Genomic DNA, 24,117 nt, shown 5'->3' with positions numbered 1-24,117 from the left:
TCTATGCCTCTTCGTCACGCAATCGTCCACTTTATCGACAAGAAACCAGACGGCTCACCAGCGGTGCTGCATGCGGCGCCGAGCGAGCTGGCTGAAAGCCAAGCGACCGAGAACCTGTTGAATGACCTCAACGAGAGCTACAACGCCAAACAAGGCAAGGCCTGGGGCCTGTTTCATGCAGAATCCGGCGCGCACCCGTTCAGCGGCTGGTTAAGGGAATACCTGGCGCAGACCACTGATTTCACCGCTTTCAGTCACATCGCAGTCGAGCATCTGCAAAAGCTGATGGAAGAATCCAACCTCTCGGTCGGTGGCCATGTACTGTTCGCGCATTACCAGCAAGGCATGACCGATTACCTGGCCATCGCCCTGCTGCACCACAGCGAAGGCGTGGCGGTGACCGATCAGTTGGACGTGACCCCGTCGCGACATCTGGACCTTGGCCAGTTGCACCTGGCTGCGCGCATCAACCTCTCCGAGTGGCAGAACAACAAGCAGTCCAAACAGTACATCTCGTTCATCAAGGGCAAAAACGGCAAGAAGGTTTCGGAGTATTTCCGCGACTTCATCGGCTGCCAGGAAGGTGTCGACGGCCCGGGCGAAACCCGCACCCTGCTCAAGGCCTTCAGTGACTTCGTCGAAAGCGAAGACCTGCCGGAAGAGTCCGCCCGGGAGAAAACCAAGACCCTGGTGGATTACGCCAGCAGCCAGTCCAAACTCGGCGAACCGATGGGCCTTGAAGAACTCTCGGAGCTTATCGACGAGGATCGTCCGAAAGCCTTTTACGATCACATCCGCAACAAGGACTACGGTCTATCACCGGAAATCCCCGCGGACAAACGCACCATGAACCAATTCTGCCGATTCACCGGGCGCACGAATGGCTTATCCCTCAGCTTCGAGGCGCACCTGCTGGGCAACACCATCCAGTTCAATGAAGAGGGTGGCACCTTGACCCTGCGTAACCTGCCGACGCAACTCATCGACCAGCTGCGCCGCGCCAAGGCCTGACCAGTGCGCCCCGGCCATGGGGCGCCCCTCTCTAACACTCTGAAGCGGTGAATCTATGGGAATTTCAATCGGGGGCGTAATCCTCAACCAGCGTCAGCTTGACGCTATCACACCGGTCATGAATGACCTGCTGCAAGGCAAAGTGAAGCAAGTCAACCTCGACGCTGCGTGTCTCGCAGCCATGGCGGACGCAGGATGCCCAGTGGGCTATGACCAGGGCCTGGATAAAACGTTGTCGCTGGACGATCGTGCCCGACGTTGGATCGTCGACGGCCGGGTTGGAATGTCATCGAAAGCCATCTGGGCGCACATGACGGGCACCCCGAGTGAGTGCATGTCCGCACCTTCTGACCCTGACGATCTGAATCGCTGCCTTCTGCTGCTGGACCTGATCCCGGAATGGACTGCACGCATGGGCGAAATGGCTACGCACGGCAACGAATGGCAGGCGCTTTCGCCTATTTGGACCGACCTTGCGAGCACCTTCATCGCTGAAGCTGGTCTGGACTGGTGCAAGGGCAAATCCGCACCAAAAACTTACCAGATGATGAAATCCGCTATTGGCGGCATGGGGGTGAATCGTGGCTGACGCTCAACGGAATGCCGAAGCCGGATCTGTAGGTAACCCTCCACATGCGTTCCCATGGCAGTACGGCGGCATGAACTTCCGTTCCCGCGGTGAACTTGAGCGCATCGTCGAGCAGCTGGCCAACGGCCCAACCCGTCAGCATACAAAGGCCGCAGCTGAGCTGGCACATGAGGACAAGCCGCGCGCGTGATCAGCAACGACCAGGCCACGGAACTGAAGGCAAGGCTATACCTGTAAGCGCCGGTATCAGTCCACGCGGTACACCCAAAAATCAACAGGAAGCGCACATGTCTGCCCACCTCATTGATGACCGTTTTGTTTTGCCACACCTACGGGGGCTCGCTGGGCTTAACTCCAACTCGGGCAAGCGCTACTTCTCGGCAGCGGAAGTTGACCTGGATAGCTACGATTCGATCATCGTCTGCGCGTCCGGCGGCAAGGACTCAATCGCGTGTCACCTCCGCCTGCTTGAGTTGGGTGTTGATCTGTCGCGGGTGGAGTTCTGGCACCACGACGTCGATGGGAATGAAGGCAGCCAGCTTATGGATTGGACGTTCATGCGCGACTACAACCGCAAGCTTGCTCAGGCGCTGAATGTCCCGCTGTATTTCTCCTGGCTCGACGGTGGCTTCGAAGGCGAAATGTTAAAGGAGCAAAGTTATAGCCGTCCACATAAGGTCGAAACCCCGGATGGCCTTATCACCCTGGAGCGTGACAGCCGCCGCGCTCAACCAGGCACTCGCCTTCGCTTTCCTCAGTTGTCGCCTTCGCTGCAGACTCGTTGGTGTTCAGCCGCCCTGAAGATTGACGTCGGCCGGCGCGCCCTCAACAACCAATCACGATTCGAGAACAAACGCACGCTGTTCATCACTGGCGAGCGGCGAGAAGAAAGCTCGAACCGCGCGAAATATAACCAGTTTGAGCCCCATGCATGTGACCGGCGGACGGGTCGCCTCGGTCGAAGTGTGGATTCATGGCGGCCAATCCTTCACTGGTCAGAGGAAGACGTTTGGGCCATCCTGGAGAGACATAGAGTGGCACCGCCGGTGCCCTACCGTCTTGGCTGGTCCCGCAGCAGCTGCATGACCTGCATCTATAACAGCCCCCGGGTCTGGGCCACGATCGCCAAATATTTTCCCGAGCGCTCTCGGGAGATCGCTGACCATGAAGATCGTTTTGGGGTGACCATTTCACGGAGCCGGATCAACGTGATTGATCTCGGTGCCACCGCACAAGCCTTGATCATTGATGACCAGGAAGCGTTGCGCCAGGCCGCCGAGTCAACCTACCAGTTACCGGTTATTCTTCCCGCCGGCACGCAATGGCAATTACCGATCGGAGCGTTCAACGGAGAAAAGTGCGGTTCCGACTGAAGCACCGGAGCAGACCAGGTACGTGCACGGCCGGATACACACTCACCATAAATTGGCCGCTGGACCTACGTCCCGCGGCCTTTTTTTGCCACCAACTATACTGACCCATAGCGCCCAACAACTATGGGGATCGAAATGAACAAGGTGATGTTCTTCCTGTGGATAGCGAGCCTCAGCGCCGGCATCCTTTGCACTCAGGCAAATGCAGAAACGAAGTCCGCGCCCCGGAGCACTCCTGCTCCCACGTTCAATCAGCCAAACGCTCCGGTGAGACCTCAGTTCAAGAGTCCCCAGCAAGCAGTGCCAAAACCACCGCAAGCCATCCCCAGTCAGGGCCGGTTCGGTAGCTCAACATGGAACCAGGTTGAACCTGTTCCAGAGGGCACGACTCGCTTCGGGAGCCCTCCACTTGATCCGCCCAAGAAAGGACAGACGCCCTAATTCAAAAGCGTCGTAGCAACCTCACGGACGAAATGCCCCCACATCAGCGAGATCCAGCCCATCACCGCCAGACAAGGGCCGAAGGGCATCATCCTGCTCGCGCCGTTACTGTTACTCCCTGGGTTCAACGCTTGGAGGGCGAAGAACGCACAGCCAAGCAGGCAGGCGCCGTACAAGATGACGGGCACCAGCTGCCAGCCACACCAGGCCCCCAGCGCGGCGAGCAATTTGAAGTCCCCATGCCCCATCGCCTGCTTGCCGCTGAGCCGCGTAAACACCGCGCTGATTGACCACAATCCGGCATACCCAATCACTGTGCCCCATAATGCATCGTCCAACGTGGCGAACACTCCCGTGGAGTTGAGTACAAGCCCAATCCAAAGTAGCGGCTGTACCAGGCAATCAGGGATCAACTGGTGTTTCGAATCGATCAGACTGATCGACATCAGCAGCCCTGTCAGAGCGAGTAATCCCGCCGTTTGGACGGTGAGTCCAAAACGCCATGCCACAACGGCGAACAAAATGCCGGTGACCAGTTCCACCAGTGGGTAACGGATGCTGATCGGAGTGCGACACGACGAGCACTTCCCTCGCAGAGCCAAATAACTGAGGACCGGGATATTTTCCCAAACTGCTATTGGGTGGTTGCAGGCAGGGCAGCATGACCTGGGAACCGAAAGATTCAATCGGGGGACCTCGGCCGCCGCCGGCAGACCCAATTCGGTTCGGGCGGCGGCGGTCCATTGCCTTGAAAGCATCACCGGCAGGCGATGTACCACAACGTTGATAAAGCTACCAATGATCAACCCCAGAATAAATGCATAGCTCACCACCAGCGATAGCGGGCCTTGAAATGACAGCGCCTGCATTCAAATTTCCCTCCCGGCCCGGGCAAGTGCTGGGTTCATCCAGAACCCCTGGAAAGGCCTGAAAAGCTCAGCGCCTCCCCGAAGATATTCCAGCATGATCTCAACGCATAGCCAGCGTCGCTCGTTGAGCTCCGCCGCCAATCCCGTAATGATTCGACCTCCGAACAAGTCCACGACCAAATCACCTGGCTCGGTAAGAAACCGAATAAAAAACTCCGGAATCGCCAATGGCCAACCGGCACCGTGAGTAGGAAGTTCAAGGGCCTGCAGGACCTTCCGATGCTCTCGACCGATCGAGCAAGCGTGTCCCGCCTGCAGAATATTGCGCGGGATCCGGCCTGCAGTGAGATTGCCGAAACTCCCTTTGCGAATTCGGTAAGCCCCATCGCCGTAGACCGCTTCGCGGTTTTCCCCGCCCTGGTTCATCAACTTCAGATGACGCTCCGTGTGAGGTTCCAACACTCGGCGGTTATCCGCTTTGCATTTGAGCGGGTCGCGGGCGAACCAGAGACAAGGTTCCCAACACACGTTGAGCTGATTACGCGCCTTGGAGGCCCACTGAATAGGACCTGGCGCCTTGCTCGGATTTTGCCAAATGACGCGATCCATCAGGGAAAGCCCAAGACGATCTTCCAAGGCGATAGTCACCCGTTCCAGATAGGTCGAGCGCGCTGGCGAGCGCTCCAAAAAAACGTCGTTCGAAAGATTCAGGACCAATGAGCCCGATTCAGCCATGCAGGGAATGATTGGCTCCAGAACGCGGCAAATGAAATCGACATACTCTGCGCAGGTGGGATTACCGTATGCCCGGGGAATTCGAAGCGGGTACGGCGCGGAGGTCAAAAGCAGTTCGATAGGCTGTTCCAGGCCTTCAAGAGCGTCAGGACTCGTTCCCCACAGTGCCATCCCGAGATCAGTACTGAACCCCAGCAGCGTCACCCCTGGCCGAGCCTTGTGAAGGCCTTGTCTCGTGCGTTCAGTAAGCCGCCAAGCTCCGCGCATTCCGGGGACTTTCTCGATCACCCCAAGATTCTTGAGTGTCTGCTGCTGCCAGCGAATAGCGCGCTTGGTGGGGCTTCGCAGGCTGCCGGCGGAACCAATGGGCATGCGGTGGTTCAACGTCGCCTCATTGATGCCGGCGCGCTTTGCCACCATCTCGTAAAGCCTGGAATTGGCTACTGGTGTATCGGGATCATCCCGATACGCTTCCATCACATGGGTGAACAAAGTCAATTGCGAACAGGTGGCAGTGCCGACGCAGGACATTGCGAAGATCCTTTTGGGTGAGGTTTGCCCGGACCGCGCGGGACAGAAATGTAGCCCCACTCTATAGTTCATATGGATAAAAAAAAAGACTGCTGATATTCTTTTGAGACTATTAATTTATACAGGTATCAGCCATGTCGCTCTCTGAAGCCGCCCCTCGCGTCAATTACGTCTACCTTGTGATATCAATCATCACCGCGGTGCTCATGGGCTACAAATTCGGTCCCGTATATGCTCTGGTCGGTCTCCCGGCTTACCCCCTGATCGCGTTTCTTGAGCAGCTGTATGAAAAACTGCCTCAACGACTTCACTCAATCGCTCCCTGGGCGACACTGCTCCTGCTGTTCATCCTCTGCGCAACACTGATGATTCTCGCCGGCAAAGCCATGGCCGAGACCATCGAACCAACCGAGACGAAGGCAACGGGATCCGTAAATCCGTTTTCCGCAGGCGACGAAACGGTCGCCTCGGTTGGCCGCATCTACGTGATGTTTCAACAACAGCTCGCAGAGCGGGCCGGCAACCAGAAGTTCGACAAACTTGCCTGGATGAAGGCCATGCAAGATTGCTCCACCCAATCGGCAGAGCCCAAGATCACAGAATGGGCCATGGCGGAATTAGCAGCCTGCGCCGATGCGCGCGCTGCAAAATACGCAGGCGGCCGGGCCGCTGCAGAATGATGAAAAGGCTCCTCATTGCCAGCGCCCTCCTCGGACTGCTGTCACCGGTGGCCCAGGGCGATCCGCTCACCGCGAAAGATATGCCCTACCTGCATGTGATGCTGCTCCGGGCACAAGCTGCCCCGGAGCAAATCGCGACGGCGCTATCTCAATTAAGCCTGGCGTCCAGTGGCACTGCGTACCTGCTTCCCGCGGGGCATGCTCAGGCCGAACAACTGCTTCAGATACTGGCCTCCATTCATCCCAAAGTCCTTGCTGATACCGACGTGAAGCCATCCCTGGCCGCAAATACGGCGATGGATGCGGTTGTGGAAAATGAAGGCCTGCGCATCCGAACGAAAACAACCAGCATCAGTGGCGAGCGGCTTAAATTGTGGTTGGGCATCGAGCGCTCCACGGCCGACGGCGGACCTACAAACATTGTCGATCGAACAAGCATCCCGGCTGAGATTGCCTACGGGGAGGCCTTCGTGACCACTACCGATTCCGGGTTGATCGTGGCAATCATCCCTGGTGCATTCGACTCTGTTGAAGAACCTCCCGAACCTGATACCTCTCCAGCCGCCGAGGGCCGGAGAGTTGACCAGACACTGGATGAACCACATCGAATTATTTGGGATACCGCGGCACCCGATGACGCCAGGTCATCGGATCCATCCTGATAGGAAAGAAGTCGAGGACATTGCCATGACCACAGCAGAGATAAGCACCGGCAGTAACATTGCACTAGGTACGTGGATTGGCGATCTGTTGAGCGCGATTGCCCCAAAGAACTCACCCGCGTTCTCGGCCAACCTGCATCGCTGGATGCGAAGTCACGGTCGAGTAGGAGACACCGTTTACCGCCTTGATGCCGGTGGCAAGTTGTCTAGGGTCTACGGCGCCGGAACACTGTTCCTCGGTCAGCCATACGCTGATTACCGGGGCGATACCGACTTTTCAGGTGTTCTGCTTATGGGAGTGCTGTGCAACGGCTCCAGGGCGACGCGAGTGTGCCTTGGCGGCGCTGCGCCGTCGCTGGTAGAAGTTGGGAACTTTTGGGACCAGTACAAGCAAATAGGTCGGTGCGCTATCGATGTGACTCACTCTGTCGGGTTCAGAGATGAAGCCCGGCGGTTCCACCTTGTTGACGGTCAACGGACCTGCAAATGGTGCGCTGCGCCGACAATGAACACGTCTAAGTAAGAAGTGCAGCGCGCTTCTCGTATCCACATAAACGAAGGAATGAGTAATGACAACATTGACATCCAGATCTGTGACCATCCCGCTTCCAGCTCTGTTAATCGCAGTGTTTGCTGCCGGCATATTCATTGGAATGATGGCTGGGGTTGCAGCTTACTCTTATGGCTACAACAAGTCTCAGGAACAAGCTCGGGTCGACCGCGCTGCCGATCCTGTTCACTCAATTAGTGCTTATTGCCCACCTCCGCCGCCGCAATAACTGGAAACGGAAAACATGGCATGCGCCAAGTACCACTGACCCCAGAGCAAAGCAAGATTGCCTTGCTCCAACTGCCGGACGAAATTGATGCTCCAGCAAATGTCTGGTTTGACCGGCTACTGGCCGCTGATAACTTCCTGGCCGCACGGGAAATGCGCGACGGTGGCCATGCTTTTGCCAATGAGCTGCAGCGAGACGGGCGTATCACTCCGGCCGAGGCGAATCTGATGCGCCTGACTTTCGATAACCAGTGGTACAAGCGAATTGACGCCTTGGACGCTAGCCAAAATGGCTTAAACGATGAAAGCCTGGGTTAGAACACATCGACTCAAAAAGCTGTTTCCCAGCGGTTACAGGCAACGCGGATAGCGGATGGACTAGTCAATGATTATCACAAAGCGCAAACACGATTCGCAGATCGCATTGCTTGAAGCCAAGTTGGCCGGCAGCGCCACGCTCATCGCCCAACTCGAAGCCAGGGCCATCCTGGCAGAGCAATCAGCCCTTAAGCTGGTAGAGCAATCAAAGCAGAGCCTGCGGCAGGCGTCTGCGTTCAGTTCTGCAGGAGAAGCTGCATATGCCTACGCGGATGAGTTTGAAGAGTGCAAGGGAGAGTGGGCCAGCGCTAACCAGGACCTATGGGAGTACGCCGCGTGCGGGGCGATCCTCTTCGGTCAGCAGCACGCCGCCAATGCTCAGATTGCCTTCTTCAAATTGGGCGCCTGTGTGCCCTACTACATTGATGTCGACAATCAAAACAAGGTGATGGCAGCGGAACTGACTGATCGCGTAAACGGCGGTATCACGATCACAGTGGACGGCGAATATTTGAGGCACCTGGAAATTGAAGGACTTGAGAACACCATTCAATGGTTTTCAAATCTGGTCACATCCCCGCCGGGTTGGCTTGGCGTATAAATTGTCGTCACCGAGCATGCCGAAAAAGGCCCGCAGGTGCGGGCCTTACCATTTCACATGGTTAGCTGCGTCGATCGGGGCGGTTAGGGCCCATCAAAACCGAGTCCCTGGTCCCGAAACGCATCGCGCGCCAACGCCGCCTCGGGATAGACCTCTTTCAGTTGCTTCAGGTCCGATACAGCGTGACGTAGCCAGGCTGCAGCAAAGTTCGGATTCTTGGTAAACATCGAGGCCATCCGACTGTCAACAAAACGCGCCATTTCGCTGCTGAATTTGTCCTGGGCATCGGGCGCCTGCATCCGCAGGATCGCCGTGTCTACTCCCGCTAGAAAGTCCTCGTCTGTTCGGCCGTAATCGGCGACCTTTTGAGCCACCCACTCGTAGTTCGGTTTGATACCCTTTTCGGACAAAAACCGGACATCCCACACATCCCGGGCTTTCAAGTGAGTTCGAAGACCTAAGGCGACGAGCTTGTCTGAGTAGATCTCCTCCTGACTCTCGGCGATCACAACGATGCCCTGCAGCCCTTGCTGATGCTCATAGGGACTCCGGATCACCACCGGGGTGGGATCGATGGAGGGGACGTTGCAGACCTCAAAATTGATGCGCTGCATCTGAGCTTCCCAGGGCACCTTGATTTTGAACGTCCAGCGCTTGACGTCTATTCCATCACCCAGCTCTGTATTGGGCCCAGCCACGGCATCAAACCCGATCCCGTAACGAGCATTCATCGCCTTTTCCAGAATGCTGGTCAGATGCACGACATTCAGTGGCTCTGGCGAGCCGGAGCCGCAGACAAAATCCAAATCCTCAGAAAGACGTGTACCGGCGTAGCAAGCTCTGAGTGCTGTCCCGCCCTGGAAGATCAAACGATCGCCCAGGTCTGAATTGGAAAGCGCGTTCAAAATCTCGTAGTGCAGAATTTCCTTGAGTACTACTGGTTGAGCCAGTTGATTGTCCGTCTGACGCATCGCCTGCGCGACATGGTCCTTCAAAGTGTGAACGCTCAAAGGCGGTGCTCCTCGATCAGGTGGTCATAATTGCGCTCGTCTACCGGGCGCACCAGGTCAATATTTCGTCCAATCGCGAGCAAGTCCGAAAGCGCCAGCTCCGGGGGCGCCACCCTGATTTGTCTCTCTGGGTCCAATTTTGTGAGGCAATATCGCTCCTCAAAAAATTTATCACCGGATACTCGATTGAACTCAATCATCCCCAACGGGGTCTCATAGAGGGCTGAACGCCCGGTGGTTACGAAGGTGAAGCGGTTAGGAATTTGGCTGATCCAGTCGACTTCGTGGAGAACCGATTCCAACGAGAGGTAAGAGGGTGAGTTGGGGCGCAGGATCGCTGACAGTTGTACGAGGGCATGAATAGGCTTTTCCGCCCGCTCGTTAAGGTAAAAGCCGCGGAAAATCTGCCGCACACCCAGCAGCTCTGCGTTTCTGCCCAGGTAAACATTCAAGGAGTGCTCCGCCAGACCGCTCAGCCTGGCCAGCGACTTGATGTTGAAAACCCACACTCGCTTAGACGCGAATGCTTCAAGGGCTTTGATGATGACCGATCGGGTCGACTGTCTCATGTAATCGTTACCTGAAATCCATGCAGTTACATTATCGCATCACCCAAACAAAATCGACTTCACTATACGCTTAGACCCCGCGCTTCTCTTGCAATCGCGAAATGCAAGCGATGGACATAATAGCGCCGGGATCAGCTATAATCGGTGCATCTCGATGACTCTCAATCGACACGATATTGCCCGGAAAGAGGCTCTCCATGATCATAAGCAGTTACACCGCACAGTTGTGTCTGGATGACAACAAGGCACCCGTTTGCGCGATGCTCGTCCTGGATGGCCTGGTAAAAACCGCTCCCGAGAAGGACCAGGTGATCACCGCAGCGCTGAGTAGCGACCACCAGCTCACCATCGAATATGGCGGCGAATCGATTTCGCTTCAGCAGCTTCACACCGATGTCTGCAAATCCCTTCGGGACGGGACGCCCTTACTCATCAAGCACGAGGGTTCCGGTTACGAAATCCTCGTGCCAGTGACCTTGTGAGTAGGTAGACAAACATGCGTAAGCCTCAGAAAAATATTTTGCAAAGCTTGGGTGCCACCTCAGCAGTCAGTTACTGGCACGGCGAAATTTCGCTGAAACGAGCAATTCAAGCAGCAGTGGTTGCGGGCCTTGCAGGTTTGGCCATCGGCCATTTTAATGCAGATCACTCCACCGATCTTCTGCAAGCCCAGACGGCGCCCGGCAGCCTGACGTTTCATGATGCAGGCATCAGCCGCATCTCCAATATCAACCTGACTGTCGATACCAGGCAGGGGGTGACCGGTTACTTTCAGCGAGACACCTACGCACTTGATGGGGAGTTTCGCAAAGCACTGGAAAATGAGATCAATACCGTAATCGCTCAAGCTGAAGTTGCGGGCTCATGGGACATCTACATGGCTGCTCGCCTGACGCTGCTCTACATGAGTGAGGATCCGTTCGAACGCCAAGTGGGGAACGCCACGCTCACCTACATCCAGAGCAACCAGCACGCGGCGGCCGGCGAGCTTCCGCGAGCGAGCTATTACACACGAGTAAAAGCGACCGAGATCGAGGCCGATCGACAGATCTTTGCAATGGCCGACCAAATGGCTGAGGCGCTTCGCAACGGTGGCAAAACGCCGATCACCCGCCGTGCGGCAGAAAATGCGCTCCTCTCGTTTTGTCACGATCCTGACCGACTGCTTGCTGCTTTCAACGTGGCCAAGGGCGTTGAGGAAGGACCGCCGAATATTCGCAACATCCTGCCATTGGTTCAAACGGCCATCCAGGTTGAGACGACCCGCCTTTCGTTGACCAGCATGTCAGGCCAAATGCTTCGCAACACTGAAGTTGCCACCAACCCTGCTGTCCAGGCATTGACCCTGAGTCGCCGGCTGAACATTCCAGTCGCTGTTCGCTCCTACAGCGGTGAGTTTGCAGATCACTACATCCAGGGAAACATCGAGCCCACAGAGCAGACGCTGAACTCGAAGATCAAGACTGGTTTTGATCTGAGCGATGGGCTGGCAATTACCGGGCGAGGGGTGATTCTGAACCAGGTTCCTCTTGAGCATGAACAGTCAGTGCAGGTTCCAGAAATTCGGTACTCCGTTCTGAAGGTGATTGAGAACGAAAATCTTCTGGATCACGACGACCCCTCCTACACAGCAGACTTCAAAGTCTCGATGTAACCCCCATAAAAAAGGCCGCACTTTAGCGGCCTTTTTTATTGCCCAGAATCCCTTAAATCGGTCAATGCCGCTGTTATGCCAGCATTGCCCCGCGCGTCTCCACACCTCAAAATTCAAAACGTCATGTCTGTTCAGGGAACGTTCAGCAACTCTGCCGAATTTTTTCGTGAATTTCCGTGAATTTGTAAACTTTTTGTAAGCTGCACAGTACATGTGAGCTTCCGTACATGACCGGGGAATGAGAAAATTGCTCGCCAGACAGACAGGACGTCCATCTTCACCGAGCTAGGAGCGCTCTTCAAAGAGGTCATCGAGCAACTCGACCTCGTTAAAAAGGATGCTCCGCTGAAAATCACGGCGGCAGGCGAGACGAACTGGAACACGCATTGGATCTTCCACGCATGGCTTGTCACATACCACTCCCTCCGTTGTCCCTTTGCCCATCGGCACTCGTACACGCGTGCCTTTTGGGAATGCCGCGGCCACAGCCTTCGCCAGTGCGGCAGAGGTCTTACGATGGTCACTGCTGGCCTTTTCGATGTCCAAAAGCCGAGCTTCATCCAGGGGCTTAATCACTCAGCGCACTCCATTTGTTTACTAACGCATACTCACGAGAATACACTTACCACACCTAACAGGCAAGGCGTGGCACCCTGCTCGTGATGTGCTATTTTTATATATGTTTTCCTATTGCAGTCTCAATTGAAGAAGGCCGCGTACAATGAAGAATCCGGCACTGACTTGGTCATTCCCATTTGAGCACGGAACGGCTCTCCCAAAAGATCGGGATATCCACCCGAGTGAGTTTGATATTCCCCATGGTCACCAATCCTTATACCCCGTGGTCGATGCAGGGCGGCAACTCTACCTCTCAATCACCCTGCAGGGCGAACCAGAGTACTTTTTGAGCCCGCGGTCTGGTAGCCCGGTGAATTTGGATCGAGAGCGCAGCGAAAAACAACTGCTTGCTGGCCTGCTGGTAGGTCTCCCACCGCGGATCAACTCCATCACCTTTTTCAGCCGGGTCATGGCTTTGCCGGAATACCTACACGAAGCCGCGATCAGCTCCCTGGAACACCGACGGATCGACACCATTCACGAGTCTCCAGCCGATCTGGTCACAGCCCTGCGCAGTATGAACAGCACCATGGGCGCTGCCGTGCAGCGGGCGATGAGCATTTCAAAAATGGCAAGAGAAGTCAGTCTCGCTCCGGCGGAAGAACGGGTTCGCCTTTGGAAGGGATTTCGTAAAGACCACTCAGAAGCGTGGATTGAAGACGCGCGCCCAGTGGCGGAAAGAATGATCCAGCGCGCAGCACAAAAACTGCGCGAGACCCCACCGGCTGCTGAATATGAATTCAAATTCTGAGGCCAGCCCTTTATAGGCTGGCGCGCTCGCCTAGAAGGTCGTGGCCCTCACGATCGGGGGCCTGGTGTGTGTGTCGACTCTTCGACCAGCTCATCGGCTGCGTGAGTTTCAGTCGAAGTCGGCGAGAGGTTCGCTTCGACCCTTGGGAAGGCCTGGTCAAACTCGTACTCCGCGAAGTCGGCCCATTCCTGAATCTGGTTACCGTACTTTTCAGCAAAGCGATCCGATAGCTCGGATCTGTTCTCGTTGACCCACTCGCGCAAAGACGGCTTTCTCATTATTCAAGCTCACAATTATGTAAACGGGCACCGACTGCAGTCGATGATTCTGTCTGTCGCTGCTTGCGCGGCCCAGAAATTTGGCAGCGCTGGAGCCGCAATACCAGGTCGGCCCCCAGCTCATAGTGGATGACTGGTCGCATCATTACGCGTGCGCCATGATACTGTTTACATGTACAGCATCAGGTATCAATCATGGCCCACAAACTACCGCCGTTCCGTCCGGTCACACAGGCCGAGTTACGCGCAATCTGGTCGCAGCATGCCGACTCTGACATACGACGATTGGTACTTGAGATCGTCAGGTATCGCAACGTGATCGCGGACATCGACAAACTCTACAAAACCACACATCAAGCCTGGCGTGACAGTTTCGGCGGTAACCTGGTTGCACTGCATCTGTTCCAGCAGCTGATGACTTTAGAGCGCGAGCGTCTGCCTTAGCGACGACACGCTCAGCTGCAGATAGGTAGCGTCGACCCTCAATGACCCTTTTGAAAAAGGCGCCAGTAATAGTTCGCGAAAATTCGATCAACAACGTTCGTCGGCGGATTTATGTCCGGGCCTCCGCCCTCCTCGATCACATCCAGGTTCAGAGGCACGTCGATGTTCCAAATCAGTGCCCGCGGGTACTTTTCAGTCGGGAGACTGAAGAGATCGAAGCGCAAGGACTGACCACGGTAGCGCTCCGCGAACGATGTCAGCTCTACCGTTTCGTTGTTCACGTTGGCCAGACTGACGACCTGACGACGGCGACCTTCGCCGTCATAGAGATACACCAGGAGGAACGATTTCTGCCCTTTGTCGATGTAGCCTCGGTATGTCTTGCCTACCTCCCCCTGGACTGATCGGCCAGTGGAAGCGCGGTACTCCCAAAACAGTGCATTGCCCATCATCTGAATACGGTACTTCACTTCGGCCAGGCCCGACGCCCGGCCAAATCCCGTATCAGCTCCAACCCACCCCACAATGAGCAGCACCGACAGACAACCGGCGGCGACCGATAACCGCTGCTTGCGGCTGCCTTCTTCAAAGGGGTTGAGGAGACCCAGTAGTGCCCAGTTGAAATTCATCGCGTGAACTCAATGCGATGGGAATACTCACCAGCGACCAGGGTGACCGAAGACCCGGTGACGCGGGCGATTACCGATACTGGCTGCCCTCCAGGAGCAGTAACCGTCATGCCAATGGCGCCGCCAGAGCGGACAAACCGGTCGTTAATAAAGGCTCCACCGGTTGTGATGCCACCAAGCCTTACCGAGGCCAACTGATTCCTCAACTGCTGCTCAGCTGCTGCGGTCTTCAGTGCGGTCTCATCCTCCTGAGGAGCGGACGCCGGAACGAAGATATCGTCCAGCAAAGCCAGGTCTGGCTCGGCCGGATCGTTGCTTACCGCCGGCGACGCCATCGCTCCTGGTAAAGCCTGGGGATTACCTGTCACGGTTACGCTCGGGGCAATCTCGTTGACATACCCCTTGATCGACAGATGAGAGAACTTGCCTGCAAGCGGCGGCGCTCCGTACACCGCGACCAGCAGCGCAAAAGCGACCGTTGCACCTTGCATCAACAACACATGGTTCGAGGAAATTCGATTTCCAACCTGACCAAAACTGCTCATTTGCTTTACCCCTCCTGGCGAACCAGTACGCAAAGCCCGCCAAGAGTCGCCATAGGCTTCCCGTTCAACGAGGTGATGTCCAATCGATTGAGTTCAATATCATGCCGCACGAGACTGTTGATGCCCCTCAGCATGGCCCTCATTGAATCAGCAGACACTTGCAGGCCGGTTTGATCGCCGCCGGCGACACACGTTCGAAGCAACCCAACGGGACTGCCCTCGAACACAACAGCTTCTACACGATCGCTTCGCAGTGTGTTGATGTTGAACTGAAGGCCGGTGCTGCCGAGACGCAGGGACTGACCAATGCCGACCAGATCCTGTCGGCCGGGTTCGGCCGCTACTAAAAAGGCTTCTTTCCACCGCTCACGAACAGGCAAAAGGGCCTGGTACGCAGCCTTCCATGTTCGAAGATTTTCTAACGCCTTGGCTTGTGCCGACACGGCTTGGCCGATGCCGGTGGAGGCTTTCCAACCGCCCAATCCAATGGCTAGGGCCACGATCACGCCGGCGACCACACCCACAACACGTTCATTGGACATTCCAAACCCCCTCAACTTCGATGATCCGCGCGCCTTCTGCAGAACGGGTTTCGCCTGGACGCAGCCACATCTCGTATCCGGACTCCTCGGCCAACTTAGTGAGCAACTGCTTGGCGAAAACACGGTCTGGAATCGTGGGGTCGAGCGGTACTTTCAAATCCATCTCGAAATCAGTGGCACGACCACCCAAACCATGATTCGAAGCACCAGGGCCGAACACCAGGATCCTTTTGACTTCGGCGCCGCTCTTTACAGACGCAGCCGCCAATGTTGTCCAGCGACGGATCAAATCGCCCTGTATCGGCGGCTTATCAAGCATTCGCTGTTGGCTCGATAGTGTGTTGAGCATCGCCGAACCCTGTTCGTAAATGCCGCTCACGCCCTGCACTTCAAGATCAAACGTTTTCTGCAGGTCGGTGTAGCGCACCCACTGATAGCCAACCAATGCCGCGGCGACCAAGCCCCCAAAAACAAGACCTACCAACGGATAGGCCAGGGCCCTCAGCGGGCTCTCCTTTGCACTGCCCGACCTCAGTGCGCGCAGTCTCAGTCGCTTGAGATTCAGCTTCTCAACCGGGACAGGGATTATCCTGAAACTGTCCATCAGTCGTTCGGGTAGCTCCAGCGGGAACGCCCAGTAGACCGGCAGGTCGTCCTTGGTGCCGCTGCGATTCAATACGTCGTTCAAAGCCAGCAAGAACTGCGATGGGAAGTCCCCAGAGCCCATGGCCGGTAAACGCTTGTCGACCACCTGGACGACGCGACCATCCGCTACCAGAAAAAATTCAAGGTTGGTGTCAGTTTCGGTTGCCGCTCCACCGACAAAAAGAAAATTCCCCCTCAGCTTGCGCATGTAATGAAGGTAGGCATCGGCCAGCAGGTAAAACTTCACCCGCGGCTGCGCCGCAACCTCCGCCATGATTGCGTTCGGCACCCCGACGTGAAGGCTTGCACCGTCGCCTAGGAGCCTGAAACTCGCCGGACGAGGCGGCTGCATTTGCATGTCAGCAAACACGGGGGATGTAGCATCCAACGTGACATAAGCCGCTTCTCCTGCAAGGTAGACAATCTCACCAGGGCGATATTCGGCCGTTATCAGTGAACGAGCCTCAGAAATGACGCGCATGTTGCTCCCCTATCTCATGTGGCCCGACAATGTGTTACCGACCATGGTGACCACTTCGAACATGTACGCGATGATTGGTAGCGCAGCCGAGCCGGCTACGAGAACCAGAACGAAAATTTTCGAGAACTCAACCATCCTGTTGATGGTGGTTTCGGCATCCTCAAGCAGGTAAACGCTCGCCGTAGTCAGCTGGTCGTCCGTCTCCATGGTCTGTTCAGAAATCTGCAGGGCAACCTGCAGAAAAACTGGCCACTGCTGCCGCGGATCGCTCGGATCCAGGCGCTCCGGATCGCAGGCCGCACCCAACCCTTTACCCAGCACCATATCCGCCTGGTATCTCACGACACCCTCGCGAAAAACTGCAGGTATCGACTTCATGGTGATCCCGATCGCCTTCGGCATGTCGGAATAACCTGCTCGCCACATTAGCGCGAGATAGCGAGCCCAAAGGGCGAAGGAAATGTTCTTGATCGCGCTTCCCAAAAACGGGACTTTGAGGACCCAGGAAAACATCGTCATCCGCCCCTGGGGAGTGCGCCCGTAAACGATCAGGACAACGATAACGATCGCCAGCAATGCCATGAGATACGGCCCGCTGTTACGCAAGAACTCCGAAAGATTGACCAGTCCCTCCATCAACATGCCTCGCTCGGTTTGACGGCCGCGCGGTTGGAGCTTCGATGAGGTTTCAGACAGGATCGGGATCACTCCCAGGATAAATCCAATAAACACGGTGATGCCCATCAGAAGCATCACTGCAGGCTGCACCAGTGATTGTGCGGTTTTGATCATCCGCACCTTCATCATCAACGTGTCACGGATCTCGAACATCACCGGCACCATCTTCCCGGACTGCTCACCGACGACAATGGCCGCAATGATTTCCTCAGGCAAAAGCCCCTGACAGGTGTGGGATAGATATCGCCCCGATGCCACCTGCTGGGACATCTCCGCGAGCTTGTCTTTCTGCTTGGGTAGCAGCGATGAGAGTCGGGTTAGCGCACTAGCCATCGGTATGCCGGCACTGAGCAAGGCCCCGAGGTTCCGCGCGAACATAATCTGCTGACGCAAGCTGAGCATTTTTATCTTGCTGGCCATTAGGTACTGACTCCCGACAAATCGATTAGGCCGGCATGCAGGGCGTCGATGGCTTGCCGCTCAAGCGTAAATGCCTGTTTCTCAGCGGCTTCCTCAAACTGCCCTTGGCGCAGAAGCTTTTTGACTTCCTTCGTAAAGTCGAGGATGCCGTGGACCGGATACACACCAACGAAACCCGTTGCGTTGCATTTGTCACAACTGTGCCCAGGCCTTTCCCGGCTCGTAGTCGGAAAGCGAATCTTATTTTTTTTGATATCCAACCCATCCACGTCCATGCCGCGCAAGGCCATGCTGTACCGAAACTTGGACCACTCCGATTCAGTGGGGACCCGCTCTACAGAACAGATAGGGCACAGCCGCGGCACCAATCGCTGGGTGATGATCATCACGAGTGCCTGAAGCAAGTCGTTCTGTCGCTCCTCACTCAGTAAGTGGGCCAGCGATGTGTAACCTTCCACCGGTTCCGTGGCGTGGAACGTCGACAGCACCAGGTGACCTGTAAGCGCCGCCCGGGTGGCGACCTCCGCGCTTGCCCTGGAGCGGATTTCGGACAACAAGATGACGTCCGGGTCATGGCGCAGGAAGCCTTCCAAATACGGCTCGTAGACGTCCGAACTCGGCAAACTGAACTGTTCGACACCGATCAAAGTCCGCTCTTTCGGGTCCTCCAGCGACAGGCGCTTTAGCGTGTCGCCGAAGATGAGATAGTGCTGTCCCAGAAACGCAGCCAGAGTCGTTGACTTACCGGAGTTCGTCGGGCCGACCAGGAGGATAATCCCCCTCTTCACGTTCAGGGCCGATATCAAGTGTTCCTTGACCTCAGGTACAAAACTCAGCCCATCGATATCGACGAAACCATCTCCATCTTCGTTGGGCAGATACCGCATCGAGATGGACACGACCTGGTCGTCGTCATTAAAGGCGGTTGAGTTGTCGCCCGGGATGAACGAACAACGCATTTCAAACGAAAGGTTCTGCCCTTTATAAAACATCCGCCCTGTTTTGGGCTTCATCAGGCGAGTACCGGAAGGGTTCGCTCCCGACAGTTGCATCAGATAGTTTGTGACTTCAATCCGGTCCTGCAGGGTGATCCGGTAGGTGTAAAGTCGTATGCCGTTTTCGCGGTAATAAATCTCGCCTTCACCTGTTTCAAGAACACGTAAAGACAGGTCTGTTGCCTTGCGTGAAATACCTGTTTCCAACAGGTCGATGGCGGTGTTGCGTTCAGGCCCGCGAGTACGGTCGGCGTAGTAAAGTCGACCGACCTTGGCACCCGTGTCCGCCCCGCTACTGTCTTTGCGCGCATTGCGCAGGGGAGTAATGACCTCGGCCCGCGGCGCGAATGCAAAACGTAATACCCGGCGCTCGGTTTTCAACCCGGTGGCCAGAGGGCTTACAGCCTCCTCGGAAACACCGCGCTGCCGGTAACGCAGCATCTCTTCATAGCTTGAAAAAATCAGGCAGTTGTCGCCAGACGGCATGCTCGTGAGCAAGCCAGCGATCTTCTCGCACTCATCACGAACAGCATCACTCGCAATGAGGGGGTGAGGCACCAGGGTGTCTGGAAGCTTGGCGTAATATGGCAAGCGGTCCTTGACTGCCATTACCTCAACTTCGTATCGACTCAGCTGAGGGAACAGGCGAGTCAGATACTGGAAATAGGGCTCCCGGGCATTCGGTTTTTCGTGGCTCCGGGACTCCACCTGCTCTTCGGTGATATGGCCGAGAAGGCACACGATCTTGCCTGTCAGTTGTCCTCCAGTTGGGTTCAATCGAGCGACAGTCAGTGCAAATTGCCGCACCGGCTCGGGTGCGTCATTCGGCCATCCCCAATCACGAAGAAAGCCATTGGCGATACGCTGAAGAACATCATCATCTTGTGACATCAGGGAACCCTTAATTCGCGAGCTATTTGCCGCGACGTACCGGCTGCACGGCGCACCGTCGTCGCTGTTGATACAAGAGCCACATGCTTCGCAGTAAGCACGTTCAACACCACGGGCTGTCCCCATCGTGAAAACTGGTCGGAACAGTCCAGTGGCGTCTGATTGAGCATCACGGGCGACACACACGAAGTGTTGACACAAGGTCCACCGCCGGCTGCACAAATGGTGTTCGCGTTGCCGATCGCAATTGGCCCTCGTGGAAACGTGTTGTGCTCCATGACCGAGAACCCGCGGCCTAACTTCTGCAGCGTTACCTGCATTCGCATGGCTTCATCCGTGAGCAAAGCCAGATAGGTTTCTCGGGTCTCAATCAGGTCATAGGCAACGCCGGTCGAAGGGCCGCACCATGAAGCCGATGTTGCAAACCCCTCCGTGGCAGAGCAGGTATTGCTGGAAACAGCGAGCGGATCCCATGAAAGGTCGCCGTTATCATCCAGCGAATACACCAGGGCCCGATCAAAACGCCAGACACCATCGGAGACGTTGGTAGCACTTGCAAAATACAAACGGTCCGGATTTGCGCTTTTGAGACGAAACCCCTCATCCGTGGACGTAATATCAGTCAGCGAAACAGTCCCCAGCCCGCCGGTGCGCGCGAGGCGCATCCGGAGAGCGTCTGACGCCTGTTCGACGTAATAACTGTCCAGTCTGGCCCGGTGCTCGTAGATATTTTCCTGAAGAATCCAGGCCCAGCCGGTCATTCCGGCCATCAAGGCGCCAAATAGGAACACGACCACCATAACCAGCATGATCAGTCCTTACAGGTCATAAACAAGGGTCAGCGTTGGGTGAGTAGTACCCGACACTGCTGTGTAACGGACAACACCAGTTGTACGAGTTGTAGCCGGGTCAAACGTGATACTCCCCTCCCGATTCTGGAAGATCTCCTGCACCATATCCGTCGGAACGTTGGTTAACACCACCCCGATTTGGCGAGAGTTGATATTGACCAGGCTCATGACGCTGTCGCCGATCATGTACACGCCAGGCGAACCGGCACTTGGCTGGGTGACAACGATGACCGCGTCGGACATGTTTCGAATGCCGGACGTTTGATAGCGCGGCGCGTAGGTCGCTGAAATGATGCCGGCGACTTTGTCACCCATGATCACCGCATCCAAAATCGTGTTTCCCGATGCCGTCAGCGGGTTGGAAGTCACGGTGGTTGGCGATCGCATTGTCTGGTTCATCAACGCGATCGATCGCACCACGTTTTGCGAAACGGACATCATCTTCTGCGCGTTGGACTTACCCGTGATGCCGTTGTTGATCAGCGGATAGACGATGGCTGCGACAATGCCGATGATGATGATCACGATGAGCATCTCAACGAGGGTGAAACCCTTTTGTTTACCGCGGCGGTTGGCTGTATGAATCATGTTTCTTCCTCTTCGTTTTTCGCTCAAAACCATCACTAGAAGGTGATGACCAGATCACTGGCCAATACCCCGGTGGGGGCTTGACCAAGACTCACAGACCCATTGATTCGCAAGGCCCCGTAGTGCGGCTCTGCGTTCGCACCGTTGGTGCCCAAGGGGTCATAATCTCTGCAGTACTGAATTCGTCCGCCCCACGGGGTTACGCCGTACTCGGCTTGTGGCAGAGCAAGCTTGCTCAAGACATCAACGTTCGCGGCGTCAAGGCTGTACCAACCATCCCGGCATCCCATATTCGAGGCAGGGTTACCGCCGGCCAGGTTCACGGCCGTCGCAGCGGGATAGAAATTGTTCGTCGCCGTCGGCGCGGCGCTGATACGCATCAAGTTGAAGTACCGCACCAGCTCATTGGTGATTTTCCGCATCCGCTCGGCAGTCATGTCGAGCCTGCTGCGTTGTAGGCCAAGCGTCGAAACATAGACCGCCCCGAGGTCTGGGTCCGTTACATCCCAGGTCTGCCGGTTCGCCAGCGTCAAGACCGGACTTTGACCAGGGATTCCAAGCGCCGCGTTGGGATTGCAGACGCTACCGGTGCGGGTGCAAGCCGTTGTGTACAGGACACCAAGTTGATAAGTCAGGGTCGCACTTGGACCAGTGCTTCGAAACAGCGGGACGGCTTCGGTAAGCCCGGTCAGGCGCTGATAAACCCTCACGTTGTGCATCGCCGAGGCGTCATCAACAAAGCTGGAAGGGTCGACGCGTGACCGCCTGATCAGATCCATGAGCGCAAGATCCGTGACCGCCGCGCTATTGGGGTCGAGTGGCGCATTCGTCAAGCCGGCGCCGGTGTAGGGCACTGGCAGTTGACCCAAAGGGCTTTGCGACGCCGCCCAGGACTCCATTGCGGCTCCGATGGCCGCATTGGTCACTTTCTGCCGGTCCGAGTACTCAATCTGGCTCAGCCCACCCAGTAGCGGGAACAGCGACGACAGCGCCTGCGCAATGATGCCCAGGATAACGACGGTGATAAGCAGTTCTGGGATTGTGAACCCGCTCTGCCGAGCGCGTGAAATACGCATTAAATTGTCTCGCAATGTTTTTCTTTAGACTACACATTATAAAATCATTGCGCAACGTAAGGAGGGCTTATAAAGCCTCTAAAGGCCTTTCTATGCATGGCGTTGTTGGCTACCATAGGCACATTGAAACAATCCACAGTTTTGGAGCATGTTATGCAATCAAATTTCAGCTTGAGCGACGCGGACGTCCGCCGGCTTGTTGACGATGCTCAGCACAGTCTCAACATCGACCTGCTCCGAAGCCACATTTACCGGTTTGTCAGCCTGCGCAAGGAAATGGCCGTGGCCATCCACAACGCCGCGCAGGAGCGAAGCGATCTGGTAAGAATCGTAGAGACGGCGAACAAGGTCCTGACGGAAGACCGGAGCACAGGACTGCTAAGCCTGCTCGATCGCAAAGGGCTTATCAGTGGCCACCGGGAAAAGCTGCGCGTTCAGCTGCAAACCAACCAACAGCTCGCCGAGCAAAATGCTGACTTCCGGCAGCGGCTTTCTGCGAGCCAACACTCGGCCGCACCCACACAAGCACTGCGCGAGCAAGTGACCAAGCTCACCACCCAGCTAACCGACCTCTCCGCTCGGCACGAACAGACGCTTCAGGACCTTGAACAGATCCGGCACGAAAAGGCAGTGGCCCCGTCGTTCGAACCAGTCTCGGCTCCGGCCACAGGGCAATCTGAAGACCTGCTGGCCAAAGTTGCCCTGCAGGCAGAAGAAATTGAGCGTCTTCAAAACGAGCTCAACGGCGTCCGGGGCGCATTGAACGAGCGCCGGCAAAATGAACTGGCTGTGGCTGTCACTACACAGGCCGCGGAAACCCCAGAACTGGAAAAAATCCAGACGATGTTCCGGGATCAGGTCAGTGGCTACCTGGCTGAAAACTTGCAACTGAACCAGGCATTGCGCACCAACAAGGAGGCTCTGGAGACACTGACGAGCTCACTCCGACACGTTGAAGGCCTTCTTGAAGCTGCAAATCAGGCCAACAACGAATCATCGTTGACGATCCAGGACCTGCGCTCCCAGATCACCACGGCCGAGGGCTTGATCCAGCGACTGCAGGACGACCTTGCTGCCCGGGACAACACCATCGGTCAACTGCAAGCAGAAATCCTCAAGTCACAACAAGCACTGACCCTTATTCAAAAAAATGAAACCCAACTGAAGGAACAGCTCGGTGCGGCGCAAGGTACAATTGCAGACCAATCCGGCCGTATCGACGCGCTGACGCTGACCCAGGGCAACCTTAGCGAACAAGTTGTTCAGCTCACTCAGCAGAATGGGGAAAGCGAACAACAAGTGCAGTCGCTGCAACACAGCATCCAACAACACATCGATCAAATTGAAGGGATACAGCGTCAGCTCGACGAAGCCGTCACCAACTGGCAGAACCAGCAATCGTCAAGCGCAGAGCAACTGGCTCAGCGTGACGAATTGATCAGCCGCCAGCGCGCTGAAATGGCTGCCCTCGAAGCCAGCAAGTCCGCGCTTGAGCGGACAGTGATCGCGCTGACTGAACATACCCAGAACCTGGTTCAAGTAAAACAGGCATTGGAGGGAGCCTTGAAAGCCACCTCGGCAGAGCGGCGTCGCGTTACCTCGCTCGCCAAAGACACCGCCCTCGACCTGTGCAGCGCGCTGCAGGCCAATAAAGCCTTGGAGTCCCAGGTCAATGACCTGCAGGCTACAGTCAACGAGTTAAACTCACGACTGCAGACCGCGAGCAAGGTGATCCACTTTTCTGGGCCTGCCTCCCGGCGGGAGGCCCCCGCCGAGGAAGTGCCGAACTTCGAGGAGGAATCTTCGATCGAACATAACGGCCCGGGCAACTCGATGTAGTTGATCAAATAACGATCAGGCAGCC

Annotated in this window: 27 protein-coding genes; 12 read left to right on the top strand and 15 right to left on the bottom strand. The window is 56.2% G+C overall.

The annotated features are described in order from the left end of the window. The first annotated feature begins 3 nt into the window (after positions 1–3). From yejK to AC1Q6D_RS26750, 3 genes are all read left to right on the top strand, one after another. On the top strand, positions 4–1,011 hold the full coding sequence (yejK, locus tag AC1Q6D_RS26760) for a nucleoid-associated protein YejK (protein WP_102594767.1): 1,008 nt from the start codon (positions 4–6) through the stop codon (positions 1,009–1,011). A gap of 118 nt (positions 1,012–1,129) precedes the next feature. Next, positions 1,130–1,600: a hypothetical protein gene (locus tag AC1Q6D_RS26755; protein ID WP_102594768.1), complete on the top strand. Its 471-nt coding sequence runs from the start codon at positions 1,130–1,132 to the stop codon at positions 1,598–1,600. Positions 1,601–1,887: 287 nt separating this feature from the next. Further along, a complete protein-coding gene (locus AC1Q6D_RS26750; protein WP_102594769.1) occupies positions 1,888–2,973 on the top strand; it encodes a phosphoadenosine phosphosulfate reductase domain-containing protein in 1,086 nt (361 codons plus the stop codon). 437 nt (positions 2,974–3,410) lie between these two features. On the opposite strand, the gene AC1Q6D_RS26745 is transcribed toward AC1Q6D_RS26750, so the two are convergent. Further along, on the bottom strand, positions 3,411–4,283 hold the full coding sequence (locus AC1Q6D_RS26745) for a prepilin peptidase (RefSeq protein ID WP_102594770.1): 873 nt from the start codon (positions 4,281–4,283) through the stop codon (positions 3,411–3,413). Continuing rightward, entirely contained in the window at positions 4,284–5,549 is a 1,266-nt protein-coding gene (locus tag AC1Q6D_RS26740; RefSeq protein WP_102594771.1) for a DNA methyltransferase, read from the bottom strand. It abuts the gene before it with no gap. A gap of 134 nt (positions 5,550–5,683) precedes the next feature. Between AC1Q6D_RS26740 and AC1Q6D_RS26735 the strand changes: the two genes are divergently transcribed. Together AC1Q6D_RS26735 and AC1Q6D_RS26730 are read left to right on the top strand one after the other, a co-directional pair. Beyond that, positions 5,684–6,229 carry a hypothetical protein gene (locus AC1Q6D_RS26735; RefSeq protein ID WP_102594772.1) on the top strand — a complete coding sequence of 182 codons (546 nt, stop codon included), beginning with the start codon at positions 5,684–5,686 and terminating at the stop codon, positions 6,227–6,229. Next, on the top strand, positions 6,226–6,891 hold the full coding sequence (locus tag AC1Q6D_RS26730; protein ID WP_102594773.1) for a hypothetical protein: 666 nt from the start codon (positions 6,226–6,228) through the stop codon (positions 6,889–6,891). Before AC1Q6D_RS26735 ends, AC1Q6D_RS26730 begins: the two co-directional genes overlap by 4 nt. Before the next feature lie 277 nt (positions 6,892–7,168). On the opposite strand, the gene AC1Q6D_RS26725 is transcribed toward AC1Q6D_RS26730, so the two are convergent. Continuing rightward, positions 7,169–7,492, bottom strand: coding sequence for a hypothetical protein (locus AC1Q6D_RS26725; protein ID WP_146012983.1), 324 nt, complete (start codon positions 7,490–7,492; stop codon positions 7,169–7,171). Positions 7,493–7,690: 198 nt separating this feature from the next. Between AC1Q6D_RS26725 and AC1Q6D_RS26720 the strand changes: the two genes are divergently transcribed. Then, positions 7,691–7,987 carry a hypothetical protein gene (locus AC1Q6D_RS26720; RefSeq protein ID WP_102594775.1) on the top strand — a complete coding sequence of 99 codons (297 nt, stop codon included), beginning with the start codon at positions 7,691–7,693 and terminating at the stop codon, positions 7,985–7,987. Positions 7,988–8,054: 67 nt separating this feature from the next. Further along, positions 8,055–8,588, top strand: a complete 534-nt coding sequence (locus AC1Q6D_RS26715) for a hypothetical protein (RefSeq protein WP_102594776.1) — start codon at positions 8,055–8,057, stop codon at positions 8,586–8,588. An 83-nt stretch (positions 8,589–8,671) separates the two neighbouring features. Here the strand turns inward: AC1Q6D_RS26715 and AC1Q6D_RS26710 are convergent, their stop codons facing one another. Then, on the bottom strand, positions 8,672–9,598 hold the full coding sequence (locus AC1Q6D_RS26710; RefSeq protein WP_102594777.1) for a nucleotidyl transferase AbiEii/AbiGii toxin family protein: 927 nt from the start codon (positions 9,596–9,598) through the stop codon (positions 8,672–8,674). Continuing rightward, the gene (locus AC1Q6D_RS26705) at positions 9,595–10,167 is read right to left on the bottom strand and encodes a hypothetical protein (RefSeq protein ID WP_102594778.1); all 573 of its coding nucleotides are present in this window, start codon (positions 10,165–10,167) and stop codon (positions 9,595–9,597) included. The genes AC1Q6D_RS26710 and AC1Q6D_RS26705 overlap by 4 nt, the downstream gene beginning before the upstream one ends. A 197-nt stretch (positions 10,168–10,364) precedes the next feature. On the opposite strand from AC1Q6D_RS26705, the gene AC1Q6D_RS26700 reads away from it, so the two are divergent. Continuing rightward, a complete protein-coding gene (locus AC1Q6D_RS26700) occupies positions 10,365–10,649 on the top strand; it encodes a hypothetical protein (RefSeq protein ID WP_102594779.1) in 285 nt (94 codons plus the stop codon). Positions 10,650–10,663: 14 nt separating this feature from the next. Next, positions 10,664–11,821, top strand: a complete 1,158-nt coding sequence (locus AC1Q6D_RS26695; RefSeq protein WP_102594780.1) for a hypothetical protein — start codon at positions 10,664–10,666, stop codon at positions 11,819–11,821. 285 nt (positions 11,822–12,106) lie between these two features. On the opposite strand, the gene AC1Q6D_RS26690 is transcribed toward AC1Q6D_RS26695, so the two are convergent. Continuing rightward, positions 12,107–12,397 carry a hypothetical protein gene (locus tag AC1Q6D_RS26690; RefSeq protein ID WP_102594781.1) on the bottom strand — a complete coding sequence of 97 codons (291 nt, stop codon included), beginning with the start codon at positions 12,395–12,397 and terminating at the stop codon, positions 12,107–12,109. A 145-nt stretch (positions 12,398–12,542) separates the two neighbouring features. On the opposite strand from AC1Q6D_RS26690, the gene AC1Q6D_RS26685 reads away from it, so the two are divergent. Next, on the top strand, positions 12,543–13,190 hold the full coding sequence (locus AC1Q6D_RS26685) for a hypothetical protein (RefSeq protein WP_102642669.1): 648 nt from the start codon (positions 12,543–12,545) through the stop codon (positions 13,188–13,190). 473 nt (positions 13,191–13,663) lie between these two features. Continuing rightward, positions 13,664–13,912: a hypothetical protein gene (locus AC1Q6D_RS26680; RefSeq protein ID WP_173677535.1), complete on the top strand. Its 249-nt coding sequence runs from the start codon at positions 13,664–13,666 to the stop codon at positions 13,910–13,912. A 38-nt stretch (positions 13,913–13,950) separates the two neighbouring features. On the opposite strand, the gene AC1Q6D_RS26675 is transcribed toward AC1Q6D_RS26680, so the two are convergent. The 9 genes from AC1Q6D_RS26675 to AC1Q6D_RS26635 are packed head-to-tail and all read right to left on the bottom strand — an operon-like array spanning position 13,951 to position 22,253. Beyond that, positions 13,951–14,541, bottom strand: coding sequence for a hypothetical protein (locus AC1Q6D_RS26675; protein WP_102594785.1), 591 nt, complete (start codon positions 14,539–14,541; stop codon positions 13,951–13,953). Then, the gene (locus tag AC1Q6D_RS26670; protein WP_102594786.1) at positions 14,538–15,086 is read right to left on the bottom strand and encodes a hypothetical protein; all 549 of its coding nucleotides are present in this window, start codon (positions 15,084–15,086) and stop codon (positions 14,538–14,540) included. The genes AC1Q6D_RS26675 and AC1Q6D_RS26670 overlap by 4 nt, the downstream gene beginning before the upstream one ends. Before the next feature lie 5 nt (positions 15,087–15,091). After that, a complete protein-coding gene (locus tag AC1Q6D_RS26665; RefSeq protein WP_146012984.1) occupies positions 15,092–15,628 on the bottom strand; it encodes a hypothetical protein in 537 nt (178 codons plus the stop codon). After that, positions 15,618–16,754, bottom strand: coding sequence for a hypothetical protein (locus tag AC1Q6D_RS26660; protein ID WP_102594788.1), 1,137 nt, complete (start codon positions 16,752–16,754; stop codon positions 15,618–15,620). Before AC1Q6D_RS26660 ends, AC1Q6D_RS26665 begins: the two co-directional genes overlap by 11 nt. Positions 16,755–16,763: 9 nt before the next feature. Further along, positions 16,764–17,852, bottom strand: coding sequence for a type II secretion system F family protein (locus AC1Q6D_RS26655; RefSeq protein ID WP_102594789.1), 1,089 nt, complete (start codon positions 17,850–17,852; stop codon positions 16,764–16,766). Continuing rightward, positions 17,852–19,738 carry a GspE/PulE family protein gene (locus tag AC1Q6D_RS26650; protein ID WP_158243831.1) on the bottom strand — a complete coding sequence of 629 codons (1,887 nt, stop codon included), beginning with the start codon at positions 19,736–19,738 and terminating at the stop codon, positions 17,852–17,854. Before AC1Q6D_RS26650 ends, AC1Q6D_RS26655 begins: the two co-directional genes overlap by 1 nt. Continuing rightward, complete coding sequence (locus AC1Q6D_RS26645; protein WP_158243832.1) at positions 19,738–20,547, bottom strand: hypothetical protein; 810 nt, start codon at positions 20,545–20,547, stop codon at positions 19,738–19,740. The genes AC1Q6D_RS26650 and AC1Q6D_RS26645 overlap by 1 nt, the downstream gene beginning before the upstream one ends. 9 nt (positions 20,548–20,556) lie before the next feature. Beyond that, positions 20,557–21,177, bottom strand: coding sequence for a prepilin-type N-terminal cleavage/methylation domain-containing protein (locus tag AC1Q6D_RS26640; protein ID WP_102594791.1), 621 nt, complete (start codon positions 21,175–21,177; stop codon positions 20,557–20,559). 35 nt (positions 21,178–21,212) lie between these two features. Continuing rightward, a complete protein-coding gene (locus AC1Q6D_RS26635) occupies positions 21,213–22,253 on the bottom strand; it encodes a type II secretion system protein (protein ID WP_102594792.1) in 1,041 nt (346 codons plus the stop codon). Positions 22,254–22,406: 153 nt separating this feature from the next. Between AC1Q6D_RS26635 and AC1Q6D_RS26630 the strand changes: the two genes are divergently transcribed. After that, positions 22,407–24,092 carry a coiled-coil domain-containing protein gene (locus AC1Q6D_RS26630; RefSeq protein ID WP_102594793.1) on the top strand — a complete coding sequence of 562 codons (1,686 nt, stop codon included), beginning with the start codon at positions 22,407–22,409 and terminating at the stop codon, positions 24,090–24,092. Positions 24,093–24,117: the final 25 nt, after the last annotated feature.

This window comes from Pseudomonas sp. MT92 (assembly GCF_058792515.1).
The sequence above is the reverse complement of the archived record's forward strand: the minus strand, read 5'-3'. Positions and strand labels throughout refer to the sequence as shown.